Annotated in this window: 20 protein-coding genes and 1 pseudogene; 19 read left to right on the top strand and 2 right to left on the bottom strand. The window is 43.7% G+C overall.

Going from position 1 to position 23457, the window contains the following annotated elements:
- The first annotated feature begins 11 nt into the window (after window positions 1-11).
- The 6 genes and pseudogenes from dltA to A3GS_RS12765 all read left to right on the top strand — a co-directional run.
- Window positions 12-1550: a D-alanine--poly(phosphoribitol) ligase subunit DltA gene (dltA, locus tag A3GS_RS0108240; RefSeq protein WP_018364945.1), complete on the top strand. Its 1539-nt coding sequence runs from the start codon at window positions 12-14 to the stop codon at window positions 1548-1550.
- A complete protein-coding gene (gene dltB / locus A3GS_RS0108245; RefSeq protein ID WP_018364946.1) occupies window positions 1547-2812 on the top strand; it encodes a D-alanyl-lipoteichoic acid biosynthesis protein DltB in 1266 nt (421 codons plus the stop codon). Before dltA ends, dltB begins: the two co-directional genes overlap by 4 nt.
- 140 nt (window positions 2813-2952) lie before the next feature.
- Window positions 2953-3192, top strand: a complete 240-nt coding sequence (dltC, locus tag A3GS_RS0108250; protein WP_018364947.1) for a D-alanine--poly(phosphoribitol) ligase subunit DltC — start codon at window positions 2953-2955, stop codon at window positions 3190-3192.
- Window positions 3185-4450, top strand: coding sequence for a D-alanyl-lipoteichoic acid biosynthesis protein DltD (dltD, locus tag A3GS_RS0108255; protein WP_018364948.1), 1266 nt, complete (start codon window positions 3185-3187; stop codon window positions 4448-4450). The genes dltC and dltD overlap by 8 nt, the downstream gene beginning before the upstream one ends.
- A 17-nt stretch (window positions 4451-4467) precedes the next feature.
- A complete protein-coding gene (locus A3GS_RS0108260) occupies window positions 4468-4641 on the top strand; it encodes a hypothetical protein (protein WP_156808895.1) in 174 nt (57 codons plus the stop codon).
- A gap of 56 nt (window positions 4642-4697) precedes the next feature.
- Window positions 4698-4928, top strand: a pseudogene (locus A3GS_RS12765) (hypothetical protein); the annotation flags it as partial.
- A 106-nt stretch (window positions 4929-5034) separates the two neighbouring features.
- Here the strand turns inward: A3GS_RS12765 and A3GS_RS0108270 are convergent.
- Both A3GS_RS0108270 and A3GS_RS0108275 read right to left on the bottom strand, forming a co-directional pair.
- Window positions 5035-7446 (bottom strand): glycoside hydrolase family 94 protein, encoded by a 2412-nt coding sequence (locus A3GS_RS0108270; RefSeq protein WP_018364951.1) that lies wholly within the window; start codon window positions 7444-7446, stop codon window positions 5035-5037.
- Window positions 7447-7547: 101 nt separating this feature from the next.
- Entirely contained in the window at window positions 7548-10247 is a 2700-nt protein-coding gene (locus A3GS_RS0108275) for a GH36-type glycosyl hydrolase domain-containing protein (protein WP_018364952.1), read from the bottom strand.
- 385 nt (window positions 10248-10632) lie between these two features.
- Here A3GS_RS0108275 and A3GS_RS0108280 point away from each other — a divergent pair, with 385 nt between their 5' ends.
- The 13 genes from A3GS_RS0108280 to rsmA all read left to right on the top strand — a co-directional run bounded on the left by A3GS_RS0108280 (window position 10633) and on the right by rsmA (window position 23435).
- On the top strand, window positions 10633-12009 hold the full coding sequence (locus A3GS_RS0108280; protein ID WP_018364953.1) for an ABC transporter substrate-binding protein: 1377 nt from the start codon (window positions 10633-10635) through the stop codon (window positions 12007-12009).
- 178 nt (window positions 12010-12187) lie between these two features.
- Window positions 12188-13132, top strand: a complete 945-nt coding sequence (locus tag A3GS_RS0108285; RefSeq protein WP_018364954.1) for a carbohydrate ABC transporter permease — start codon at window positions 12188-12190, stop codon at window positions 13130-13132.
- Window positions 13129-13977: a carbohydrate ABC transporter permease gene (locus A3GS_RS0108290; RefSeq protein WP_240430904.1), complete on the top strand. Its 849-nt coding sequence runs from the start codon at window positions 13129-13131 to the stop codon at window positions 13975-13977. Before A3GS_RS0108285 ends, A3GS_RS0108290 begins: the two co-directional genes overlap by 4 nt.
- Window positions 13978-14030: 53 nt before the next feature.
- Window positions 14031-15338 (top strand): beta-glucanase, encoded by a 1308-nt coding sequence (gene bglS, locus A3GS_RS13185; protein WP_018364956.1) that lies wholly within the window; start codon window positions 14031-14033, stop codon window positions 15336-15338.
- 70 nt (window positions 15339-15408) lie between these two features.
- Complete coding sequence (gene bglS / locus A3GS_RS0108300) at window positions 15409-16134, top strand: beta-glucanase (RefSeq protein ID WP_018364957.1); 726 nt, start codon at window positions 15409-15411, stop codon at window positions 16132-16134.
- Between the two features lie 75 nt (window positions 16135-16209).
- Window positions 16210-17343, top strand: coding sequence for an ABC transporter ATP-binding protein (locus tag A3GS_RS0108305; protein WP_018364958.1), 1134 nt, complete (start codon window positions 16210-16212; stop codon window positions 17341-17343).
- A gap of 717 nt (window positions 17344-18060) precedes the next feature.
- Window positions 18061-18822 (top strand): AraC family transcriptional regulator, encoded by a 762-nt coding sequence (locus A3GS_RS0108315; RefSeq protein ID WP_018364960.1) that lies wholly within the window; start codon window positions 18061-18063, stop codon window positions 18820-18822.
- Between the two features lie 38 nt (window positions 18823-18860).
- A complete protein-coding gene (locus tag A3GS_RS0108320) occupies window positions 18861-19637 on the top strand; it encodes a TatD family hydrolase (RefSeq protein WP_026216333.1) in 777 nt (258 codons plus the stop codon).
- Between the two features lie 232 nt (window positions 19638-19869).
- Entirely contained in the window at window positions 19870-20436 is a 567-nt protein-coding gene (gene rnmV, locus A3GS_RS0108325) for a ribonuclease M5 (RefSeq protein WP_026216334.1), read from the top strand.
- Window positions 20437-20446: 10 nt separating this feature from the next.
- Complete coding sequence (locus tag A3GS_RS0108330; protein ID WP_018364963.1) at window positions 20447-21007, top strand: GNAT family N-acetyltransferase; 561 nt, start codon at window positions 20447-20449, stop codon at window positions 21005-21007.
- Window positions 21008-21350: 343 nt separating this feature from the next.
- On the top strand, window positions 21351-21872 hold the full coding sequence (locus A3GS_RS0108335) for a methyltransferase family protein (protein WP_018364964.1): 522 nt from the start codon (window positions 21351-21353) through the stop codon (window positions 21870-21872).
- Window positions 21873-21908: 36 nt separating this feature from the next.
- Window positions 21909-22433: a DUF1697 domain-containing protein gene (locus A3GS_RS0108340; RefSeq protein ID WP_018364965.1), complete on the top strand. Its 525-nt coding sequence runs from the start codon at window positions 21909-21911 to the stop codon at window positions 22431-22433.
- 129 nt (window positions 22434-22562) lie between these two features.
- Window positions 22563-23435: a 16S rRNA (adenine(1518)-N(6)/adenine(1519)-N(6))-dimethyltransferase RsmA gene (gene rsmA / locus A3GS_RS0108345; protein WP_018364966.1), complete on the top strand. Its 873-nt coding sequence runs from the start codon at window positions 22563-22565 to the stop codon at window positions 23433-23435.
- Window positions 23436-23457 lie beyond the last annotated feature (22 nt).

Raw genomic sequence — 23457 nt, forward strand, 5'->3', positions numbered from 1 at the left:
AGGGCACAGCTATGTTGAACGATATGATTGAAACCATTGAGCGCTATGCTCAGACACAGGCGGATTTTCCCGTTTACGATATGTTGGGAAATATCCACACTTACAAGGATTTGAAAGAGGACTCTGATGCCTTGGCTGCTCATATTGACCGTTTAGGACTGCCTGCTAAGTCACCTGTTCTTGTCTTTGGTGGCCAGGAGTATGAAATGCTGGCAACTTTTGTGGCTCTGACCAAGTCAGGACATGCTTATATTCCGGTGGATCAGCATTCAGCCTTGGAGCGCATTGAGGCTATTATGGAAATAGCAGAGCCTAGTCTCATCATTTCTGTTGGGGCCTTTCCGGTGGATGCTAAGAGTACTCCTCTCATTGAGCTGGCGCAGCTGGAAACCATTTTCGCTCAAAAGACAGTCTATGAACTGACGCATCCTGTCAAGGGAGATGACAATTACTACATCATCTTTACCTCTGGTACAACTGGCAAGCCTAAAGGGGTGCAAATCTCTCATGACAATCTGCTCAGCTTTACCAACTGGATTACTTCGACAGAATCTTTCTCAGTACCTGACCAACCGCAAATGCTGGCGCAGCCACCCTATTCCTTTGATCTGTCGGTCATGTATTGGGCACCGACCTTAGCTAAAGGGGGCACCCTTTTCGCCCTGCCAAAAGAATTAACGACAGACTTCAAGCGCCTCTTTGATACCATCAATCAGATGCCAATCCAAGTCTGGGTTTCAACACCATCCTTTGTGGACATGGCCATGTTGTTACCTGACTTCAATGCTGAAAACTTGCCTGAGCTGACTCGTTTTTATTTCTGTGGTGAGGAGCTGACGGTCAAGACAGCGCAAAAACTCTACGATCGTTTCCCGCAAGCTCGTATCGTTAATTCCTACGGTCCGACTGAGGCGACGGTTGCTTTGTCAGCGGTGGCGGTGACTGGTGAGATGTTGGCAACTTGCAAGCGTCTGCCAATCGGCTACACCAAGCCTGATTCACCGACCTTTATCATTGACGAAGAAGGCAGATGTCTCCCTCATGGTCAGCAGGGTGAAATCATTGTGACTGGACCGGCTGTTTCTAAGGGTTATCTCAATAATCCTGAGCGCACCGAGGCCGCCTTTTTTGAATTTGAAGGGCTACCTGCCTATCATACCGGTGATGTGGGCAGTATGACTGAGGAAGGTTTGCTGCTCTATGGCGGCCGCCTTGATTTCCAGATTAAATTTAACGGCTACCGCATTGAGCTGGAGGAAGTATCGCAGAACCTTAACAAGTCACAATACGTCAAGTCAGCTGTGGCTGTGCCACGTTACAATAAGGATCATAAAGTTCAAAATCTTTTAGCCTATGTGGTACTAAAAGAGGGTGTCGCTCAGCAATTTGACCGAGACTTGGACATTACTAAGGCTATCAAGGAAGATTTGAAGGACATCATGATGGACTATATGATGCCATCCAAGTTCCTCTACCGTGAGAGCCTGCCGCTGACGCCAAATGGTAAGATTGACATCAAGGGGTTGATGAGTGAGGTAAATAACCGATGATTGATTTTCTCCATCAGCTGCCGCATCTAGAGGCTTATGGCAATCCCCAGTATTTTATCTATTTGATTTTGGCTGTTCTGCCAATCTTTGTCGGTCTCTTTTTCAAGAAACGTTTCCCGCTTTATGAAGCGCTGGTTAGTCTGGCCTTCATCGTCCTTATGCTGACAGGTAAACACCTTAATCAGCTGGCTTCGCTTTTAGCTTATGTGGTCTGGCAGATTGTGTTGGTTTACAGCTATAAGTTTTACCGCAAGGCGCGTGATAATAAGTGGGTCTTTTATCTCTGGGTCTTTTTATCAGTCTTGCCTCTGGCATTTGTCAAAATCAGTCCGCTGATTGAGGTGGAAAATCGAGCCTCACTTTTTGGTTTCTTAGGTATTTCTTATCTGACCTTCCGTGCGGTGGGCATGATTATGGAAATGCGTGACGGTGTGTTGACAGACTTTAGTCTCTGGGAGTTTCTGCGCTTCCTGCTTTTCATGCCGACCTTCTCCAGCGGACCAATTGACCGCTTCAAACGCTTCAATGAAGACTATGAAACCATTCCTGAGCGTGCCGAGCTGCTGGACATGCTGGAACAATCTGTTCGCTACATCATGCTGGGCTTTCTTTATAAGTTTATTTTAGCTTATATCTTTGGGCAATTGCTCATGAATCCTATTAAAGAAATGGCTCTACAGATGGGGGGTGTCTTTAATCTTCCAACTTTGGGTGTCATGTATACCTACGGCTTAGATCTTTTCTTTGACTTTGCAGGTTATAGCATGTTTGCGCTAGCCATTTCCAACCTCATGGGGATCAAGAGCCCTACCAACTTTAATCAGCCTTTCAAATCACGTGATTTGAAAGAATTCTGGAATCGCTGGCACATGAGCTTGTCCTTCTGGTTCCGTGACTTTGTCTTCATGCGTTTGGTTAAGGTTATGGTCAAAAACAAGGTCTTCAAAAACCGCAATGTGACATCAAGCGTCGCCTACATCATCAATATGCTCATCATGGGCTTCTGGCATGGGGTGACTTGGTACTATATTGCCTACGGACTTTTCCACGGTCTCGGTCTAGTTATCAATGACTGGTGGCTACGCAAGAAGAAAAAAATCAACAAGGAACGCAAGAACAAGGGACAAGCGCCACTTCCAGACAATAAATGGACCAAGGCCGTGGGCATCTTCATCACCTTCAATGTGGTCATGCTGTCCTTCTTACTCTTCTCAGGGTTCTTGGACCAACTCTGGTTTCCAAAACCACCGATGAAATATTAATCATCGTTGTGCGGACTGCATCCAGTTAATTAAGTGCTGGTTGAAAGCATCCGCGAACGGAAGTGATCCGAACCTGATATTTTCGCCGTAATAGTATTCTTAGCAACTAAACTCTATAAAACAACAAGGGAGAACTAAAAATGGATATTAAATCAGAAGTTATTGCAATTATTGACGACCTTTTCATGGAAGATGTGTCTGACATGATGGATGAGGATTTGTATGATGCAGGTGTGCTTGACAGTATGGGTACGGTTGAGTTGATTGTTGAGTTGGAGGGGCACTTTAACATCAACATTCCTGTTTCTGAGTTTGGACGTGACGACTGGAATACAGCTAACAAGATTGTTGCAGGAATAGAGGAGCTTCGTCATGCTTAAACGCCTCTGGCATATTTTAGGACCTGTCTTTTGTGCTTTGCTATTGGCCCTAGGCCTTATCGCTCTTTATCCAACCAAGGTGAATCACTCTTTGAGGGCGGAAAGAGAAGATGCAGTAGCCCTGACTAAGACTAATTTCAAGAGCAAGTACAAGAAAGTGCGTGCCTTGACCGACCCTAATCATCACTTTGTGCCCTTCTTTGGCTCTAGTGAGTGGCTGCGTATAGACAAGATGCACCCTTCCGTCTTGGCGGAGGCTTACAAGCGTTCCTACATTCCCTATTTGCTGGGGCAAAGGGGGGCGGCATCTCTGACGCATTTCTTTGGTATTCAGCAGATTAGCAAGGAGCTTGATTATAAGCAGGCGGTCTATGTCATCTCGCCTCAGTGGTTTGTGGCTAAGGGAGCCAATGCTGGCGCTTTTCAAAATTACTTTAGCAATGGGCAGCTGATTGACTTCCTGCAAAACCAAACAGGCAGTCAGTATGACCGCTACGCTGCTAAACGTTTCTTGAAGATGTACCCAGATTCATCCCTCAAGGGCATGATGGAAAAGGTAGCCAAGGGACAGAAGCTCAGTGCTGCCGACCGAAAATCGCTAGACTTTAAGGATAAGATTTTCCAAAAAGAAGATGGTCTCTTTAGCCATTTTTCAGTGAGCAACAACCAAAAGAAAAAGGTACAGCCCCAGGCTGATTCTCTACCTAAAACCTTCTCTTATCAGAAACTAGGTGAGATTGCTAGTCAGGATGGTAAGACAGCGACAAGCAATAACCGATTTGGTATTGAAAATACCTTTTACACGATTCGTGTGTCTCACCAGCTGGATAAACTTAAAGGTTCACAGAAGCGTTTTGACTACACCAAGTCACCTGAATACAATGACCTGCAACTGGTGCTCAATCAATTTGCCATGAGCCATACCAATGTGCTCTTTGTCATCCCGCCTGTTAACAGCAAGTGGGCGGCATTTACAGGACTTGACCAAAGCATGTACCAAAAATCAGTCGCTAAAATCAAGTATCAGCTGCAAAGTCAAGGCTTTACCAATATTGCCGATTTCTCCAAAGACGGTGGTAAAGCCTACTTCATGCAAGATACCATCCACATGGGTTGGAACGGATGGTTGGCACTGGATAAGGCCATCAATCCCTTTCTCAGTAAACCAAGTGACGCTCCAACTTACACCATCAATGACCAATTCCTCACCAAAGCTTGGGCAAAATACACTGGCAAACCAGAAGAGTTTGGGAAATAGGTATTTTGGGGGAGAGCTTGGTTGACAAATCAGGCAAATTGAGGCTTAGTCAGTCTCAGTCTAGCGAGCTAGAAGAGAAGCAGCCTGCCTACCAACGACTGCAAGCTGAACTTACTAAATTGCGACAGATGACCAATATTAGCTATCACAACAAGACCACCAAGCTAACCCTTTTCTTGGCGCGTTTGTAGCAGCCTGTTTTGGTAGGGCTGTGCCAACCTTGGGCGTGTAGACCTTTGCCGAGCAGTTAGTTACTGCCCAAAAGGCCTTTGATCGCCTTGATTATCAGAGAGTTTTGGATAAAGAAGAGTTTACTAAGATTAATCTCAAGGAAGTTCGTCAAGATATCTGTGACAGCTACCTTGATTTTTGTGCCTATGTCTGCTTGCGCGCTGAACATAGGCCGGACTCCAACTATGGTCTGCTCTTTGATGTCCTAAATAAGCAACGCCAAGCTTCCATTGACTACCTGCCGTAGAGAAGCTTGGAAAAAACGTAAGGCCAATCAAAAAGTAAAAGAGGAAGACTCACTCAAAAAGTAATCAACTTAAGAAAGACCAATGGTTGCCATTGGTCTTTCTTTTTTATAAAACAAGTATGATGTCGTTTTCAACAGTCAAGAGGTCTTCTGGCAGGTAAGGGCTATCCAGTTCTTGTCCATTGAGGATTAGTTGCGAAAATCCTGATTCTTTGTGGTCAGGGTTTTGCACCGTAATGTGGAGTTTTTTGTCACGGAAAGTCTTGTCCATGGTAAAACTGTCCCAATCCGCTGGGATGGCAGGCTTGAGCTCAAGACCAGTGAGGTCAGGACGCAACCCCAGAATTCCTTCAACACAAGCTACCATGACTGTTGAGGCTGTTCCTGTTAACCAGTGAACGTGAGAGCGGCCAAAGTGCGGACTAGCAGGGCCCTCAGTGAATTGCCCGTAACAGTAGGGCTCTAGTTGTCGGATGTCAGCACGATCATTTTGTGCAGCGGGAGCATTTTCCATAAAGTAAGTGAAGGCGCGATCTCCTTTCCCCCTGAGGGATTCGGCTAAAATCAACCAACCTTGAGATTGGCTAAAGACACCAGCATTTTCCTTGGTACCTTGGTTGTAGATGAGAGCAAGGGCTCCCTCAAAGGCATGCTCATGGTAAGGAGGGTCCATGAGGACAGCACCATAGGCAGTGTTGAGACGGTTGTAGACGTTATCCATGGCAAGTGTAGCTTGTTCCGCACTCGCCAAACCACTGATCACAGCCCAACTTTGAGGGTTGAGCCAGAGATTAGCCTCGGGAGCTTGGCTTTCACCAATACGTTCACCAGCTTCGGTAAAGCCACGGACAAAGCGGTCGTCATCCCAGCAGAGTTCTTGGATGCGCTCGCCCATTTCTTCTTGTTCGCGGTTGAGGAACTCAAGATAAGTATCATCTCCCTTAGCAGACGCGAAGGCCTTGAGAACCTTCAAGGCATAGTAAAATTGCAGAGCAACAAAGGAAGATTCTCCTTGAGCACCGAGACGCAGGCAATCATTCCAGTCAGCATAAAGGCCAGCAGGCATACCGTGTGGACCAAGATGGTCTAGGGAGAATGTGATAGCAGCCTGCAAGTGCTGGTAAACAGTGGCTTCTCCTTGGTTAGCGTAGGGAATGACCTCATCCAGAAAGGCAAGATTTCCCGTCTCAGCCACATATTTGTAAACCGTTGGGAAAAGCCAGAGAGCATCATCAGCGCGATAGGCTGGATGTCCAGTTTCTTTGACGTAAGAAGCATCATCTGGGGTGTCTTCGTGTCCAGGATTGTGGGTAAATTTGACCAGTGGTAGTCCGCCACCATTGTCTACTTGAGCAGACAGCATGAAGCGAATTTTTTCAGCTGCCATTTCCGGTTTGAGGTGAATGATGCCTTGGATGTCTTGGACGGTGTCGCGGTAGCCGTAACCGTTGCGCAAACCACAGTAGACAAGAGAGGCAGCGCGTGACCAAATGAAGGTCATGTAGCAGTTGTAGGCGTTCCAAGTGTTAATCATGGTGTTGAATTCAGGACTTGGTGTTTGCACCTGCAGGCTTCCCAGACGGTCTTCCCATTCAGCGCGCAGCTCATTGACCTCATCTTCGACAGTGGCTTTTGGCTTGTCATAGCTTTGAAGAACGGCTTGTGCCTCCCGAGAGCATTTTTCACCGAGAATGAAGACAAGTGTCTTGGTCTCATTTGGTGCCAGAGTGACCTTGCTTGCGAGCGCTCCGCAGGCATTTTCGTTGTAAGACGTTACGTCACCCAAATTGCCAGCAGCGATACCAGCAGGCTTGTCATAGCTGTTGTAACGTCCGAGAAAGGCTTTCTTGTCCCCACAAAAAGAAGTGACAGGATGGCCAGCTAGGCCAAAGAAACGTTCAGTCACATTCTTTTCATCAACTTGTTCTTCATCATCCAGTGTGTCTAGATTGCCGTGAATCTGCTGCATGATGCGGTTTTTTTCAAAGATCGTACGCGTGATGAAGAGGGAATATTGCAAATTAACTTGATCTTGCTCGTAGTTGCCGTGGTTGGTAAATTCAGCGTAGCCAGTCAGAGTCAGGTTACGGACTTTATCAGAGGTATTAGTAACCTCTAAGGCCCAGACTTCATAGCTCTTGCCCTTTGGCACATAGTAAGTGGCTTCGGAATGAATACCAGCATAGTCAGCTATCATCTTAGTGTAGCCCATACCGTGATGGCATTCACTGTGGTAATCAGCTAAGTCTTTACTGACAGGCTGCCAAGAGGCTGACCAGAAGTCCTTACTGTCGTCATCTCTCAAGTAGATGTAGCGCCCGGGCTGGTCGAAATTGTTAAACACATAGCGTAGAATGCGTCCATTGGCACCTGATTTGGCAAAGCTGTAGCCGCCAGCATTGTTAGAGATGATAGCTCCGTATTCAGGTGAGCCGAGATAGTTGACCCAAGGCATGGGAGTATCGGGTTTGTCAATCACGTATTCGCGATTGCTGTCGTCGAAATAACCGTATTTCATGGAATTCTCCTTAAATTTTTCAATTTTTTGTAATAGTCTTCTCAGCTAGTAAGGTCATAGAGAAAACTATTGTGGGTTGTGGTTGCACTATATTTTACAATTTATCTTAAAATAATGGTGATGGTGTGGTCATCGTCATTGAGTTGGTTGAGTTTGTCTTTAGTGAGGAAGGCGTAGGCGTCATCGGTGATGTCGAGTGCTTGTCCGTCACAGTTGGCTTCTGCGATGATGTAGTTACCAAAATCTTTGTGGGCAGCATTTTCATAGGTGATATGGAATGTCTTGCTTGCAAACTGTGTCGTGATAGTTGCTCTGCCATTGTCATCAAATTGTTCGGCAAGGAGCTTAGGATAAAGCATCAGGTCACCGAACTTACCTTGGACACCGAAAACTTCAGTCACCATGGTCAGCATGTACCAGCTGGCAGCGCCAGTCAGATAGTGGTAGACGCCACGACCATCAGCACGGAAATACTCAGGAATACCTGGGTAAATGCGACTAGTTTCAAAGTTCAGAGAGGTGTCAGCCAAGGTTTTGAGAGCCTTCCAACCTTCTTTGGCAAAGCCACGACGGTAAAGAGCATTAGCATACATGACTGTCATATGTGAGAAAACAGCTCCGTTTTCTTTTTCACCATAGGCAAAACCATACATCCGACCGAGATCCATTTTAAGCTCGTGAAAATCTGTATTGAGGCGGTAGCCACCAATTTCTGGACGATAGAGGTAATGGTCAGCACTCTTAGTCATCTTGCGAATTTGCTCGTCTGTCGCCACAAAATTCATAATTGGGAAGACTTGCCCCGTCAGCATCATGTGAATACGATCGTTATAAGCACCATCTGTCCTGTGACCGCTATTGTCGTAGTAGCTGTTGTACCAACCTTCATCATCATTGAGGTCTAGCCATTCTTTTTGTTGCAGATGCTGGCGCAGCCAAGTCGCTTTTTGAATGAGGTTGAGAGCCAGTTCAGATAAACTAATTTTGACCTTGCGACCATTGGTATTGTGAACGAGCTGGTTAGTGTAGGCATCAAGAATGTGATGCTTGCGACCAATGTTGTCGTAAATGGCTGAATCTTTTTTGAGCAGTAGACCAATTTCTTCTAAGATTTCAACAGAATCAGTTTTAGTTTTGCTTTCAAGTAAACGAATCAGAGCGGCTAATTCCATCAGATTGCCAGAATAAGCGGCGGTAAAGGCGACACTTTCACCGTTTTCGTCAGCCATATCCAGAGCATCATTCCAGTCAGCACCGCGCAAGCGATAAATGTTGTGGTCACCGACTTCATAGAAGCCTGTCAAGTGTTGAATCAGTAAGTGCTCAAGAATGCTACCTGTATAAACGTTGTCAGTTGCAGTTCGCTGCTCATTACCATAAGTCTCGTCCCAATCACTATCAAGAGCAGTGCCACGCTTGACGTGAGAATCTTTAAAGTAGGAAACTTGGCGGGTCAGAATGTCAATGTCACCCGTCTGATCAATGTAAAGCTTAGTCGTGATGAGAGGCCAGAGCGCGTGATCCATCCAAACGCGACTGATACCGTTGCGGTCGGCTAGGAAATTGCCATCGCCCTCACCAATGATGGTGGCATTAGTCCCATCCAAGCGCACGCCCTTGAAGTTATTTTCAATCATGTGACCGACTTGGGTAGGATCCATGAGTAGTAGTGAGAGGCAATCTTGCCAGAGGTCACGCCAGCCACGACCGCCACGACCGTAGTCATGATGAGGAAGGAAAGAACAACCAAAGATACGACGTAAAAATGGTTGGAAGCAGACCCAGCGCATGTAATGATCAAAATCACTATTACCTGTCTTGAAATTCACCGTTACCTTGTCTTGCCAGTAATCTTTGGTTTCTTGCAGAATGTGGTCAACTGTGTCAGGGTCACGATACTTGTTAATGGTTGCCGTGATATTTTCTTCTTTAGTATCAATGCCCAGCAGCACTACAAACTGTTTGCTTTGCCCGGGTTCTAGGTTGAAGGTCTCAAAGCGAAAAGCACCCATAGCTTCGCGCCCTTCAATGTGATAGTCAGCTGCCACACCAGTGCTAGCTGCATAAATAGCTCGCGGATGGATAAAGCTGCCACCCTCACCAATAAAACTTTCCACTGTTGGATAAAAAGCCTGTGGAGTCTTACCAGCATCATCAAAACCAGCGATATAATAAATCTCATGATTGAGCTGGTGACCACGTTCGTCAAAGGACATGGTCGGCTTCACTTGAATACCAGTGTCAGTAGTCTTGATGCGGTGCAGCATAGACGTTACATTACGGTGGTCACGGATGTTATCAGCACTGCGCCCAAAAATTGGAATAGCAGCGTAGGCGGTGATGTCCTGTGCTATATCAGCTGCGTTAGTTACAGTAACGGTCATGATTTCCACATTATCATCGTGTGGGATGAACACAGTCACTTTAGTGTCCAACTTGAGGGTTGTGAGTTCACGACTCACAGTTTGCCACATGAAACCTGCGGTCACCGTGCTTTTTTCTTGGTCAGCGGTGAATTTTTGCGCTTCTTGTTGGGCAGAGGCACCGCTCAGTGACTCGACCACGCCCTCTTGGTTACGCAGCCAGAAGTTGCGCGTGGAGCGGTTGTTGTGCAGATTGTCGACACTTACAGGTTCTAGCAGGAAGTGTTCCTGATCAATCTTGCTATCGCCTCCTAAATTTGGTGTAATAGCACTTTTTAGCCCCGTTTCAGATGCTAGCGGGAAGTATAGGGAACTAATATTTTCAGCTTGGGCAAGAGAAAAGTCTCCCTTGTCATTAAGAAAAGTGATAGGTTTCATTGGAAACTCCTTTTTCTTCGATTTTCGTATGTTTTTATTTTAAAGAAAGCGCTTGTTCCAGAAAATCAAAAAAATCAAAAAAATATCATAAATATGACATTAAAAGGAAATATATCAATAATTTAGTTAGTCTCGCTTATTTTAAAGTGAAATAAGTCCTATCAGAAAATGACTAAAAAGACCTTAATGACGCCGTTATAGCTGAACCTAACTTATTTTTTCTACCATTTAAAGCGAGAAAAAAACAAAAATATCAAAAATAAAAAGTTTTTCAACTCAGGTCATAAATCTGGTATTTTTTTAAAATTTATAATATAACGATTGAGTCAAGCAAGCTATAATACAGTTACAAAAACACGAGGGCGACCTCAAAAAGGAGAAAATGATGAACAAAAAAGTAAGCGCTTTTATAGCAATTGCTCTTGCAGCAGGAACCATGGTGGCATGCTCTAACAAGTCAGGTTCAAGTTCAAAAACAGCCGCAGCCAAGGAAGGCAAGATCATCAACGTCTATTCTTGGAATGATGAATTCCGCCAACGCGTTGAAGCGGTTTATCCAGAAGTTAAATCAACTTCTAAAGATGGTACTGTGACAAAACTAAAAGATGGTACTGAAATCCACTGGATTGTCAACCCTAACCAAGACGGTGTTTATCAACAAAAATTGGACGAGGCTCTGCTTAAACAAGACTCAGCATCAGCTGACGACAAAGTTGATATATTCTTGTCAGAAACAGACTACGTTAACAAATATTCCTCTAAAGAAGCTGGCGCAGCAATGCCTTTGAAAGATCTTGGCATCAATCCAGATAAAGACTTAGCAGACCAATACAAATTCACAAAAGTGACTGCATCAGACGAAGATGGCGTTCAACGTGGTTCTACTTGGCAGACCTGTCCAGGTGTCCTTGTTTATCGCCGTGACATCGCTAAAGAAGTCTTCGGAACAGACGATCCTAAAGAAATAGGTGCGAAAGTTAACAGTTGGGACAAGATGAAAGAAACCGCTAAAGTCTTGAAAGATAAAGGTTATTACGGCTTCGCATCTTACGCTGATACCTTCCGCCTCTACGGTAACAACATTGAAATACCTTGGGTTAAAGATGGTGAAACAACTGTTAATGTTGGACCAGAAGTCATGAACTGGGTTAAAGATTCTAAAGAATGGCTTGACGCTGGTTACTTCAATAAGACTGTTAAAGGTCAATGGACAGATGACTGGAACAAGACCATGGGTTCTGATTCTAAAGTCTTTGCCTTCCTCTTCCCTGCTTGGGGTGTCGACTTCACACTGAAACCAAACTGGGATGGTGCGGATGGACAATGGGCTGTAACCACTCCACCACAAGAATATAACTGGGGTGGTTCTTACATCCACGGTGCAGAAGGAACTGATAATCCAAAACATGTTAAAGATATTATTCTAGCTTTGACAGCTGAGAAGGATAACCTCTTAAAGATTTCAAAAGATTACCAAGACTTTACTAATACTAAGTCTGGTATGAAAGAAGCCGCTAAGGATGACAGCTTTAAATCAGACTTCCTTGGTGGACAAAACGCCTTCGAATATTATGCACCAGTTGCAGAAAATATTAAGATTGCACCATTGTCAGCTTATGACCAAGGTTGTGTTGAATTGTTCCAAAACTCATTCAACGACTACCTCCAAGGTAAAGTAAGCTTCGATAAAGCTAAAACAAACTTTGAAACAGCCATCAAAGAACGTTATCCAGAAATTACAGACGTTAAATGGCCTAAATAATCACTAAGAGGCTAGGACAAAACGTCCCAGCCTCATCTTAAGAGAAAAACGAAAAACACATTTTTCGGAGTATCTCATGCTCTTTATTGTTTTACTATTGCAAAGCAAGTTGCTAGCATTCGTATCACTCTAGAAAAGTAACAAAAAATAAAGAGCCCCTAATTAGAGGAGTAATGAGATGAAACAAAAACGTAAGCGTATCAATTATGGAAAATGGGGCTACATCTTCATTCTTCCATTCTTTCTGAGTTTCTTTATTTTCTCTTTCATCCCACTCGTTGATACGATTCGATACAGTTTTTACGAGTATTATCGGTCAGGGATCAGAGAAATCGGTCCGCGTTTTATCGGGCTGGACAACTATGTTAGCCTGTTGCATTCAGACATGCTCAGGTATGCGGGAAATACCATGATTCTCTGGTTGATTGGCTTCATTCCACAGATTGTGATTGCTCTGCTTCTTGCAAACTGGTTTGTAGATGCTCGACTTAAAATCCGTGGCAAACAATTCTTCAAGGTTGTCATTTATCTGCCAAACTTGATTATGGCATCAGCCTTTGCCATGTTGTTTTTTACCCTTTTCTCAACTAATGGTCCTATCAACTCCATCCTAGAATCTCTAGGCTGGATTAAAGCGCCAATTGATTTTATGGGAACAGCCTTTGGCACACGTTCATTGATTGGAATTATGAACTTCCTAATGTGGTTTGGTAATACTACTATCATGCTCATGGCAGCTATCATGGGAATCAGCCCTGATATCTTTGAAGCAGCAGAAATTGATGGTTGTAACAGTCGCCAACGCTTCTTCTACATTACACTACCAATGATTCGTCCAATCCTTGCTTATACCTTGATTACGTCAATTATTGGTGGACTTCAAATGTTTGATGTCCCACAAATTTTGACAAATGGTCAAGGGTCTCCAGACCGTACCTCAACAACCCTTATCATGTTCTTGAACAACCACTTGAAGAGCAAAAACTACGGTATGGCAGGTTCCTTGTCTGTTTACCTCTTTGTCGTGAGTGCTATTCTTTGCTGGTTTGTTTACAAAATGACTAACAACGAGCTCAAAACGACTAAGCGAAATCTCCAAAGAAAGGCTAAAAAGGTGAAATGATGTCAACAAAAGCACAAAACCTATTACGCACCATTGTGGCACATTTTGTATTAATTACTTTATCCTTTATGTGTCTCTTCTTCTTCTACATCTTGATTATCAATGCGACTCACTCCCATGCTGAATTGCAAAAAGGTTTCTCTGCTCTACCAGGAAGTTATCTCTTTGATAACCTGGAAAAGGTCGCCAACGACGGTAGCTTCCCTATGTTTCGAGGGATTCTCAACAGCCTTATTGTGTCAAGCTTGACTGCAGCTATCTGTACCTATTTCTCAGCCTTGACCGCATACGGCCTTTACGTTTACGATTTCAGACTCAAAAAAATCGCTTTTACCTTTATCATGGCAATCTTGGTTATGCCAACACAAGTCACTTCAATGGGGTTCTTGCGCTTGATTACCAATATGGGCATGTATGACACACTTTTGCCGCTCATTATCCCATCCATTGCCTCACCAGCAGTTTTCTACTTCATGTACAGTTACATGCAGTCATCACTTCCTATTTCTTTGGTAGAAGCTGCGCGTATCGATGGGTCTAGCGAATTTCGCACCTTTAACACTATCGTTTTGCCAATCATGAAACCGGCTATCGCAGTCCAAGCAATCTTCACCTTTGTTGGTTCATGGAATAATTACTTCATTCCAGCCTTGGTTATTCAATCTAAAGACAAAATGACTGTGCCCATTCTTATCGCAACCCTTCGTGGGGCAGACTATATGAGCTTTGACATGGGTAAGATCTACACCATGATTCTTGTAGCTATCGTTCCAATCATTATTGTTTACCTCTTCTTATCAAAATACATTATCGCAGGGATTACCCTCGGTGGTGTTAAAGAATAATTTCATCCTATTTCATTTTTTCAATATCCCAATTTATCTTATGGAGGACTAGAATGTCTAAAAAGAGTGTTTTAAAATGTATTTGCTACGCAACAGTTCTCGCTAGCTTACAAGTAGGACTCAGCACGGTCGCAGCTGATGATACAGCAATAGTACCGGATACTGATTCACAAACTGAACTTACAGCGAGCCTATCTCAACCACCAGTTGCTGAAACGCCAGTAACAGAAGAAGCACCAGTCGCTCAAGGAACACCGGCAACTGAAGCTCCAGTAGTATCAGCTGACGTGGCAACAGCTGACACAGAACAAAGTGATGCAATTGGCACAGCCAATACGGATACAGCAATAACCACAACAGCAGAAGTCCCCACGGCAGAAGAAGCAGCTCTGCCAAGTTCCTATCAGACAAAGTTTGATGCTTATGATGATGCTACCATGGCAAAAGCTGATTGGTGGAACGGCAATCCATTTGGAGCTGTTTGGAAACCAGATCAAGTTAAAGTTGAAGATGGCATCATGACACTCACTATTGATAAAGAAACTGATGGCGAAGCACCTGTTGATTACATCTCTGGTGAATTGCGAACGCAAGAATTCTTTGGTTATGGAAAGTATGAAGTCAGCATGAAGCCAATCAAAAATCCTGGTACTGTAAGTTCCTTCTTCACCTACACAGGACCAAGTGATAACAACCCCTGGGATGAAATTGATATTGAATTTCTTGGTAAAGATACGACAAAAGTACAGTTTAACTACTACACAGACGGTGTCGGTGGTCACGAATATATCTATGACCTTGGTTTTGACGCTGCAGCTAACTTCCACTCTTACGGTTTTGACTGGCAACCAGATAAAATCACTTGGTTTGTTGATGGTAAAGAGGTTTATTCTGCAACGGAAAATCTCCCAGTCACTCCAGGTAAAATTATGATGAATGCTTGGGTAGGTACAGGTGTTGACGATTGGTTGGAACCATTTGACGGCACCACACCACTTGTAGCAAGCTACGATTGGTTCACCTACAGCAAGGCATCGAAAGTCATAACTGCTGATAATAGCACAACGGAACCAGCTCTTGAACCAACACAAATTCAAACTACTAGGCCAGCTACAGCAGAAGTCCCTACCATTACAGCAGCTAAACCTGCTGCAGCAACTCCAGTAGCAACAGTAGCGCAAGCCCCTGCTGCTCTAGCGTCAACAAGTCAAGACCCAGTAGTAGAAGTTCCAGTTGAAAAAGGAGCGGTAGCCGCATTGCCAAGAACAGGCAACAGCGAAAACCGAGCCCTACCACTCCTAGGCATTCTCCTGGCACTAGTCGGCACCATGCTTACGCCATTTAAGAAAAAACAAGACTAATATTACATTTCTAAATGACTTTGGGAGTGTGATAGTCATTTCGCTCCCAGCTTTTTTAAAGGTGGATCGCATGATGAAAAAATGGTTACTACTTGTTACCCTTGTGGCATTAACCACAATTACTACACAAAAAGTGAGCACACAAACAATGCATAATATCAAAACAACACATTTTGGCACAGGCTTTGAACATTACGACGCCAGCTATATGGAGCTGCGCACCGGCTCAAACGGTGAGATGTTTAACTGCCAGTGGAAACCTGACAACGTTGCCTTTCACAATGATGTCATGATACTGAAAATTGACAGTGATGGTCGTGGCGGCTATACAGGCGGCGAATGGAGAACTCGTGACTATTTTGGATATGGACTTTACCAAGTCCGTATGAAACCCATCAAAAACACAGGTGTCGTCAGTTCTTTCTTCACCTACACTGGTCCTAGCGACGGCACTAAGTGGGATGAAATAGACATTGAATTTCTCGGGAAAAATACCACACAAGTCCAGTTCAATTACTTTACTGATGGTGTTGGAAATCATGAAAAGCTCTATGATTTAGGCTTTGATGCGACAGCGGATTTTCATACCTATGGTTTTGAGTGGCAACCTGACCACATCACCTGGCTGGTGGATGGCAGAGCTGTTTATACGGCATATGACAATATTCCAAGTACACCAGGAAAAATCATGATGAATACTTGGCCAGGTATAGGTGTTGACAATTGGTTGGCACCTTACGATGGAAAAACACCTCTATACGGTTACTATGACTGGATAAGTTATGATCCTTTTTGATCATCCATCTAAGTGACGGTCGGTTTAATTCGGCCGATAACACTATCAGAAAGACTATTTAGAAAGATTGATAACATGGTTGAATTAAATCTAAATCACATTTACAAAAAATACTCAAACGCAACTCATTATGCTGTTGAAGATTTTAACATCGACATCAAGGATAAAGAATTCATCGTTTTTGTTGGCCCATCGGGCTGCGGAAAATCAACAACCCTGCGCATGGTAGCGGGTTTGGAAGACATCACCGAAGGTGAACTCAAAATTGATGATGTTGTTGTCAACGACATGGCCCCAAAAGACCGCGATATCGCCATGGTCTTCCAAAACTACGCTTTGTATCCACACATGACGGTTTACGATAACATGGCTTTCGGTCTCAAGCTGCGCAAATACAGCAAGGCTGATATTGACAAACGCGTCAAAGAAGCTGCTGAAATCCTTAGCTTGACCGAATTTTTGCAACGTAAACCAGCTGATTTGTCTGGTGGTCAACGCCAGCGTGTTGCTATGGGGCGTGCCATTGTTCGTGATGCCAAAGTCTTCCTCATGGACGAACCCTTGTCAAACTTGGACGCCAAACTGCGTGTGTCCATGCGTGCTGAGATAGCTAAAATTCACCACCGCATCGGGGCAACAACTATCTACGTAACCCACGATCAAACCGAAGCTATGACCTTAGCTGACCGCATTGTCATTATGAGTTCAAGCAAGAACTCTGACGGTTCAGGAACTATCGGACGTGTCGAACAAATCGGTACACCTCAGGAGCTCTATAATACCCCTGCTAATAAATTTGTGGCAGGGTTCATCGGAAGCCCTGCTATGAATTTCTTCACTGTGACCGTTGAAAAAGACCGCTTGGTCAGCAAAGACGGTTTTACGTTAGGCTTGCCACAAGGTCAAGCTAAGGTTTTGGCAAACAAAGGCTACCTTGGTAAGGAAGTGATTTTCGGTATTCGTCCAGAAGATATTTCTAGTGACCAAATCGTGCACGACACTTATCCGGATGCAACGATTACATCAGAAGTGGTGGTGTCAGAATTGCTCGGCTCAGAAACCATGCTTTACGTCAGGGCTGGACAATCTGAATTTGCTTCACGTGTTGATGCGCGTGATTTCCACAATCCAGGAGAAAAAATTGCCTTAACATTTAACGTTGTTAAAGGACATTTCTTTGACACTGAAACTGAGATAGCCATTCGCTAAGCAACCTCCTAATAAAAGTCTGAGACCTAAGTCTCAGGCTTCTTGATTTAAAAGCTTGATTTTACAATATAAGTGCACAAAAAACGCATAAGATTTCCTAGTAAGATAAACTTAAACGAATATCTTACGGGAGGAAATTTTACAAGTTGCCCTTATGTTACTATAGAAAAAAGAGAGAGTAATTTTATTTACCACATACAAGGGTTAAATTTTTCTCAAACAACGACTTTACAAACCAAAACCCATCCAGTATCAGTTGAGACTTACACCGTCATCCAATAAACGAAAATGTAATTCTCAAGCAGCTTCTTGTATTGTCGAATCACATTGTGGGTGAACAAGGAAACTGGAAATAGACGTCGAATTGAGCTAGATGGCCAAACACTTTTTTCTTGATAATCAATGATCACTTGCGGAAATAGTGGGACGTTTAGAACGTTGAAATAAATGAAACATGCAAATGGCTTATTGGGGAAGTATCTCCAACAAGGAGTGACCTTGTAGATGTGGATGAGGAGGCGATTCAGAACTGGGAAGATAAGCTGAATAATAGCACAAGAAAAAGTCTTAACTGGGAGACACTTTACAGGAAAGTTGCACACTTAATTTGATAAAGCAATGGATAAAAAATTTTCTGAAATTTCAAGGTAATATGGTAGAATAGAAGAATGAAAGGCTTTTCACAAGGCAATAACGTTAAAAAACTAGGAGATTATCATGAATTATAAAGATGAATGGCGACTTGTTGCGACCAGTGATGGCTTGGATGATACGGCTCATCGCCCTTTGACTGAAGAGTTTCACTTTTATCAAGCAGTCTCAACTGGTGATGTTGAAGTTGTTCGAAAAAATTGTGAGCAGGAGCGCTTTACCGAAAAAGATGGAGTTGGTACTTTATCGCGTAATCCTATTACCAATCTCAAGTACCACTTTGTTATCACGACAGCCATGATTACCCGCATGTGTGGACAAAATGGTATGGAGTACGAGCAGGCTTTCCGCTTGAGTGATTTTTATATCCAAAAGCTGGATGATCTTCACACGACACAAGAAGTACAAAATTTACATGATGAGATGGTCATTGATTATACTGAGCGCATGCGACGCATGATTCAGAAAGACATCACTTCTAAGCACATTGCTGAGTGTAAAGATTATATCTACTGTCACATCAAGGATCGTATTACGGTTGAACAGCTGGCGCAGGAATTCGGTGTATCAGCTAGTTATCTCTCTCGCCTTTTTAAAAAAGAAGTCGGTGTAACGGTTAGCACCTATGTCAAAGACAAGAAAATCGAAGTCGCCAAAGACCTGCTGAAATTTAGCGATTTCTCCATGATTGACATTGCCAATCACCTGTCTTTCTCATCGCAAAGCCACTTTATCCAACAATTCAGAGAACATGTCGGCATCACACCAAAAAAATACCGTGACACCCACCACACAGTCAAATGGGATAAAAATGTTGTTAAGGAATAACCCGACAGTTGTTCCTTTTTCGTTTATGTTATAATAAAATCATGAAAATTTTTGATACGCATACCCATCTCAACGTGGATAATTTTACTGGAAAAGAACAAGAAGAAATTGATTTTGCGCGTGAACTCGGTGTAACTAAGATGAACATTGTTGGCTTTGATGAACCAACCATCAAACGTAGCTTGGGGCTATCAGCGGCCTTTCCTGAACTTTATTCGACTATTGGCTGGCATCCGACCGAGGCTGGTTCTTACACACAGGAAGTAGAGGACATGATTGTCAGCCATCTGCATGCCCCAAAAGTGATTGCTCTGGGCGAGATTGGCCTAGATTACCACTGGATGGAAGACCCCAAAGAGGTACAAATTGAGGTTTTCAAGCGCCAGATTCAGTTGTCCAAAGATCACAATCTGCCTTTTGTTGTTCACACCCGTGACGCCCTCGAAGACACTTACCAAGTCATTAAGGAGGCTGGTGTTGGCCCATGTGGCGGTATCATGCATTCTTATTCAGGCTCTTTGGAAATGGCCGAGCGCTTTGTCGATTTGGGCATGACCATTTCATTTTCCGGTGTGGTCACTTTTAAGAAGGCTCTGGATGTCCAAGAAGCAGCGCAGCATTTGCCACTGGATAAAATCCTCGTTGAAACTGATGCGCCTTACTTAGCCCCAGTACCCAAGCGCGGCCGTGAAAACCGCACCGCTTACACGCGCTATGTCGTGGACAAAATTGCAGAACTCCGCGGACTGACTGTGGAGGAAGTTGCAGCAGCAACCTACGACAATGCCATGCGGGTATTTGGATTGAAAGATTAGAGTAAAGCGAGTTCTTGAGAAAACAAGGATACTGTGGTGAAAACTGTTTAACAGAGTACTGGCGACCGAAGGTCGCTCGATAGGACAGCTGCCGCCCTAGCAAAAGTCCTCTAACAACTGTTTGTTAGAGGACGATGAAAACTTCAAGACCTTAGGCTTGAAGTTTAGCAATGAAACCGAAGGTTTGCTTGCGTCCGTGCTACCTCAAGCAAGCTGTCAAGAAAAAGAATTTATGATAGAAAAAATTAAAATACAAGAAGTCCTCATCGTCGAAGGCAAGGACGACACCGCCAATCTCCGTCGTTTCTATGAGGTGGACACTTATGAAACTAGAGGTTCTGCCATTACTGACGAGGATTTAGAACGTATTGACAAGCTCAATGAGCTTCGCGGTGTTATCGTCTTTACTGATCCAGACTACAACGGTGAACGCATCCGCAAGAAGATTATGCAGACAGTACCCACTGCCAAGCATGCCTTTCTCAATCGTGGTGAGGCAGTACCCAAGTCTAAGACTAAAGGTCGTTCTCTGGGCGTTGAGCATGCCAGCTTTGCCGACTTGCAAAAGGCCCTGTCCAGTGTTTTGGGCAGCTATGATGACGACAACCACTTTGACATCACCAAATCAGACCTCATGCGACTTGGTCTCCTCATGGGATCAGACAGCCGCAAACGCCGCGAGTACCTGGGCGAGAAGCTTCGTATAGGTTACAGCAATGGCAAACAGCTATTGAAACGTTTAGAACTCTTTGGCGTGACCTTGGCGGATGTTGAAGAAGTCATGGAACATTATTCTTAAGGAGAGCCCTATGTCAGAAACCACAATCAGACCCGCAACCCTAGCTGATGCTGCGCGTCTGCTGGAGATTTATGCTTATTATGTTGAGTGCACCGCTATTACCTTTGAATATGAGGTGCCGACTTTGGCGGAATTTCAGAACAGAATTTCTACAATTTCCAAGTCTTATCCTTATCTGGTTATTGAGCGTAGCGGGCGCGTTTTGGGCTATGCTTATGCGGGTGTTTTCAAGGATAGAGCAGCCTATAATTGGGCTTGCGAGGTGACCATTTATCTGGACAAGGACGCAAAGGGTCTTGGTCTTGGCAGAAAACTCTATGATGCCTTAGAAGCGGAGCTTAAGACGATGGGCATGCTCAATCTTTACACCTGCATCGGCTATCCAGAGCTTGAGGACCAGTATTTGACGCAAAATAGTGCTAACTTTCATCAGCATCTGGGCTATGAGACAGTGGGACGTTTCCATAAGTGCGGCTACAAGTTTAATCGCTGGTATGATATGATTTGGATGGAAAAGCTGATTGGCCAGCATGAAGACAATCAGCCTATGGTTCGATTTGGTAAAAAATAATCATTCTTCTTCTCTTAAGTGACTGATGATAGCTTGCTGATTAAGCTTATGAAAGGTGCTCGTGACTATATGAGACTTGTCTTGTGAAGATGCTAAAGAAGCTTTTTGTAGATAATATCAATAGCTGTGCGTATTTAGAAGGCTATGCTTGGTGAGCTACCTTGTCTCAAAAATCACGTTAGGTGAATGAAAAATTTATTTTACTCAGAGGGATGATACGATGTTCATTGTAAAATTGACTGGGAACAAAGTAATATAATAACAGTTGATGCCCAAGCTACAGATGTGGTTGATTTGCTTGTGAATTCAAAAGGAGCCATAGAGTAATTAAGGAGGAAATCCTATGCCAGCTTTTTACCTGCTAGTTCCTTTCCTGTTTGTCCGATTTATTTTTCTCTCACTCTTGGATAGGAAAGCAACGGGGCGGGCAGCCCATTTTGCTCCAATGCAAGGGAAAGAGATGCTAGCCTATTATCTTTATCAATTATCAACTCTTATGCTCCTGGTTGTCCCTTTCTTTCTGAAAGTCAGTCTTTCTTTATCTCCTTTTTTCTATTTAGGGTTAGGAGTCTATTTTTTAGGTAGCCTGCTTCTTATTTTGGTCATGAAGGATTTTGCCAAGCCTGATGAAAAAGGATTGAATACCCAAGGGCTTTTTGCGCTGTCTCGTCACCCAATGTATCTTGCTTATTTTGTTTTCTTTTTAGGCATGGCGATGCTTACTCGGTTGCTAGTACTGCTCATTTTCCTAGCTATTTTTCAACTGTCAGCTCACTTTATCATACTGGCGGAGGAAAGGGAGTGTTTCATAAAATTTGGTGCCGCCTATCAAGCATATCAAAAACGTGTTAGGATGTATCTGTGACGTTTATTGTTACAAATTAGGCTGGGGGATTAGCTGATGAAAAAAATTATTTTGCTCAGAGGAGTGACGCCGACTGGTCCAAATCGTATCCCAAAGATGGCTTATCTTAGGGAAATTTTGATAGAGGTTGGTTTTGAGAATGTTCAAACCTATATCCAGAGCGGCAATATTGTCTTTGAGACAAATTTATCTGATGAAACTGTCCGAGGACTTGTGCACTATACCATTTTAGAAAACATTGGTGCGGATTTGTCTGTCATTATTAAAATGCCTGAGCAGCTGGCAGAGGCTGTGCAGGAAAATCCATTTGGTAATAGCTATGACGCCTCCAGAGTTCATCTAGTCTTTACCAACGACAAGTTGGACACTGGTATTTTGAAAAATTTAGCTCAAACTGACTTTGGCGATGAAGCACTTTATATCGGTAGCCAGTGTCTTTATCTGTATTTACCGCGGGAAGCCAAGAAAAAACGCCTCAATACCAATTTTTTAGAAAAGAAATTAGGAATCCGAGCGACTATGCGGAAGTTGAGTGTGACGAGTAAACTTTGTCTGATGTAACAAGTAAGAATGGAGTCAATTAAGCTCTCCCAAGGATAAGTTAGTGCTAGCCTATCCTTTTTATGTTACAATATGAGAGAATCATCATGAAGAAAGGGAAAACAGCTCATTGAGGGCTGTTGCTAATAAATGAGAATCGCAGACAAAACTGTTACCCGCGCCATCCTTGAGCGTCACGGGTTTACCTTTAAGAAATCGTTCGGTCAGAACTTTTTGACCGATACCAATATTTTGCAGAAGATTGTGGACACGGCAGAGATTGATAAGAATGTCAATGTCATTGAAATTGGGCCTGGTATCGGTGCTTTGACCGAGTTTTTAGCGGAAAATGCAGCTGAAGTCATGGCATTTGAAATTGACGATCGACTCATTCCGATTTTGGCAGATACGCTGCGTGATTTTGATAATGTTAAGGTTGTGAACGAAGACATTTTAAAATCAGACTTGCAAACGCGCATTAAGCAGTTTAAAAATCCTGATTTGCCCATCAAAGTGGTGGCTAACCTGCCTTACTATATCACGACGCCTATCCTCATGCACTTGATTGAATCAAAAATCCCATTTGCGGAATTTGTCGTGATGATGCAAAAAGAAGTGGCAGATCGTATTTCGGCAGAGCCAAACACCAAAGCTTACGGCTCGTTATCAATTGCGGTGCAATATTATATGACCGCTAAAGTTGCTTTTGTTGTACCGCGTACAGTCTTTGTACCAGCACCAAATGTGGATAGCGCTATCCTCAAGATGACCCGCCGTGAACAACCGCTCGTTCAAGTCAAAGACGAAGATTTCTTCTTCCGTGTTTCAAAAATCAGCTTTGTTCATCGCCGCAAAACCCTTTGGAACAACCTAACCAGTCATTTTGGGAAGTCAGAAGAGGTCAAGACCAAGTTAGAAAAGGCTCTGGAAGCAGCGGGTATCAAGCCGTCCATTCGTGGAGAAGCTTTATCTATTGCCGATTTTGCAAGATTGGCGGATGCCTTAAAAGAAGTCGGATTATAATGAAGAGACCCCAGCCATTTAT

Source organism: Streptococcus caballi DSM 19004, from assembly GCF_000379985.1.
Classification (GTDB): Bacteria; Bacillota; Bacilli; order Lactobacillales; family Streptococcaceae; genus Streptococcus; species Streptococcus caballi.

What these genes read in the sequence shown, in the direction of transcription:
- dltA (WP_018364945.1), top strand. Translation starts at nt 12, where the DNA reads ATGTTGAACGATATGATTGAAACCATTGAGCGCTATGCTCAGACACAG.
- dltB (WP_018364946.1), top strand. Translation starts at nt 1,547, where the DNA reads ATGATTGATTTTCTCCATCAGCTGCCGCATCTAGAGGCTTATGGCAAT.
- dltC (WP_018364947.1), top strand. Translation starts at nt 2,953, where the DNA reads ATGGATATTAAATCAGAAGTTATTGCAATTATTGACGACCTTTTCATG.
- dltD (WP_018364948.1), top strand. Translation starts at nt 3,185, where the DNA reads ATGCTTAAACGCCTCTGGCATATTTTAGGACCTGTCTTTTGTGCTTTG.
- A3GS_RS0108270 (WP_018364951.1), bottom strand. Translation starts at nt 7,446, where the DNA reads ATGAAATACGGTTATTTCGACGACAGCAATCGCGAATACGTGATTGAC.
- A3GS_RS0108275 (WP_018364952.1), bottom strand. Translation starts at nt 10,247, where the DNA reads ATGAAACCTATCACTTTTCTTAATGACAAGGGAGACTTTTCTCTTGCC.
- A3GS_RS0108280 (WP_018364953.1), top strand. Translation starts at nt 10,633, where the DNA reads ATGAACAAAAAAGTAAGCGCTTTTATAGCAATTGCTCTTGCAGCAGGA.
- A3GS_RS0108285 (WP_018364954.1), top strand. Translation starts at nt 12,188, where the DNA reads ATGAAACAAAAACGTAAGCGTATCAATTATGGAAAATGGGGCTACATC.
- A3GS_RS0108290 (WP_240430904.1), top strand. Translation starts at nt 13,129, where the DNA reads ATGATGTCAACAAAAGCACAAAACCTATTACGCACCATTGTGGCACAT.
- bglS (WP_018364956.1), top strand. Translation starts at nt 14,031, where the DNA reads ATGTCTAAAAAGAGTGTTTTAAAATGTATTTGCTACGCAACAGTTCTC.
- bglS (WP_018364957.1), top strand. Translation starts at nt 15,409, where the DNA reads ATGATGAAAAAATGGTTACTACTTGTTACCCTTGTGGCATTAACCACA.
- A3GS_RS0108305 (WP_018364958.1), top strand. Translation starts at nt 16,210, where the DNA reads ATGGTTGAATTAAATCTAAATCACATTTACAAAAAATACTCAAACGCA.
- A3GS_RS0108315 (WP_018364960.1), top strand. Translation starts at nt 18,061, where the DNA reads ATGAATTATAAAGATGAATGGCGACTTGTTGCGACCAGTGATGGCTTG.
- rnmV (WP_026216334.1), top strand. Translation starts at nt 19,870, where the DNA reads ATGATAGAAAAAATTAAAATACAAGAAGTCCTCATCGTCGAAGGCAAG.
- A3GS_RS0108330 (WP_018364963.1), top strand. Translation starts at nt 20,447, where the DNA reads ATGTCAGAAACCACAATCAGACCCGCAACCCTAGCTGATGCTGCGCGT.
- A3GS_RS0108335 (WP_018364964.1), top strand. Translation starts at nt 21,351, where the DNA reads ATGCCAGCTTTTTACCTGCTAGTTCCTTTCCTGTTTGTCCGATTTATT.
- A3GS_RS0108340 (WP_018364965.1), top strand. Translation starts at nt 21,909, where the DNA reads ATGAAAAAAATTATTTTGCTCAGAGGAGTGACGCCGACTGGTCCAAAT.
- rsmA (WP_018364966.1), top strand. Translation starts at nt 22,563, where the DNA reads ATGAGAATCGCAGACAAAACTGTTACCCGCGCCATCCTTGAGCGTCAC.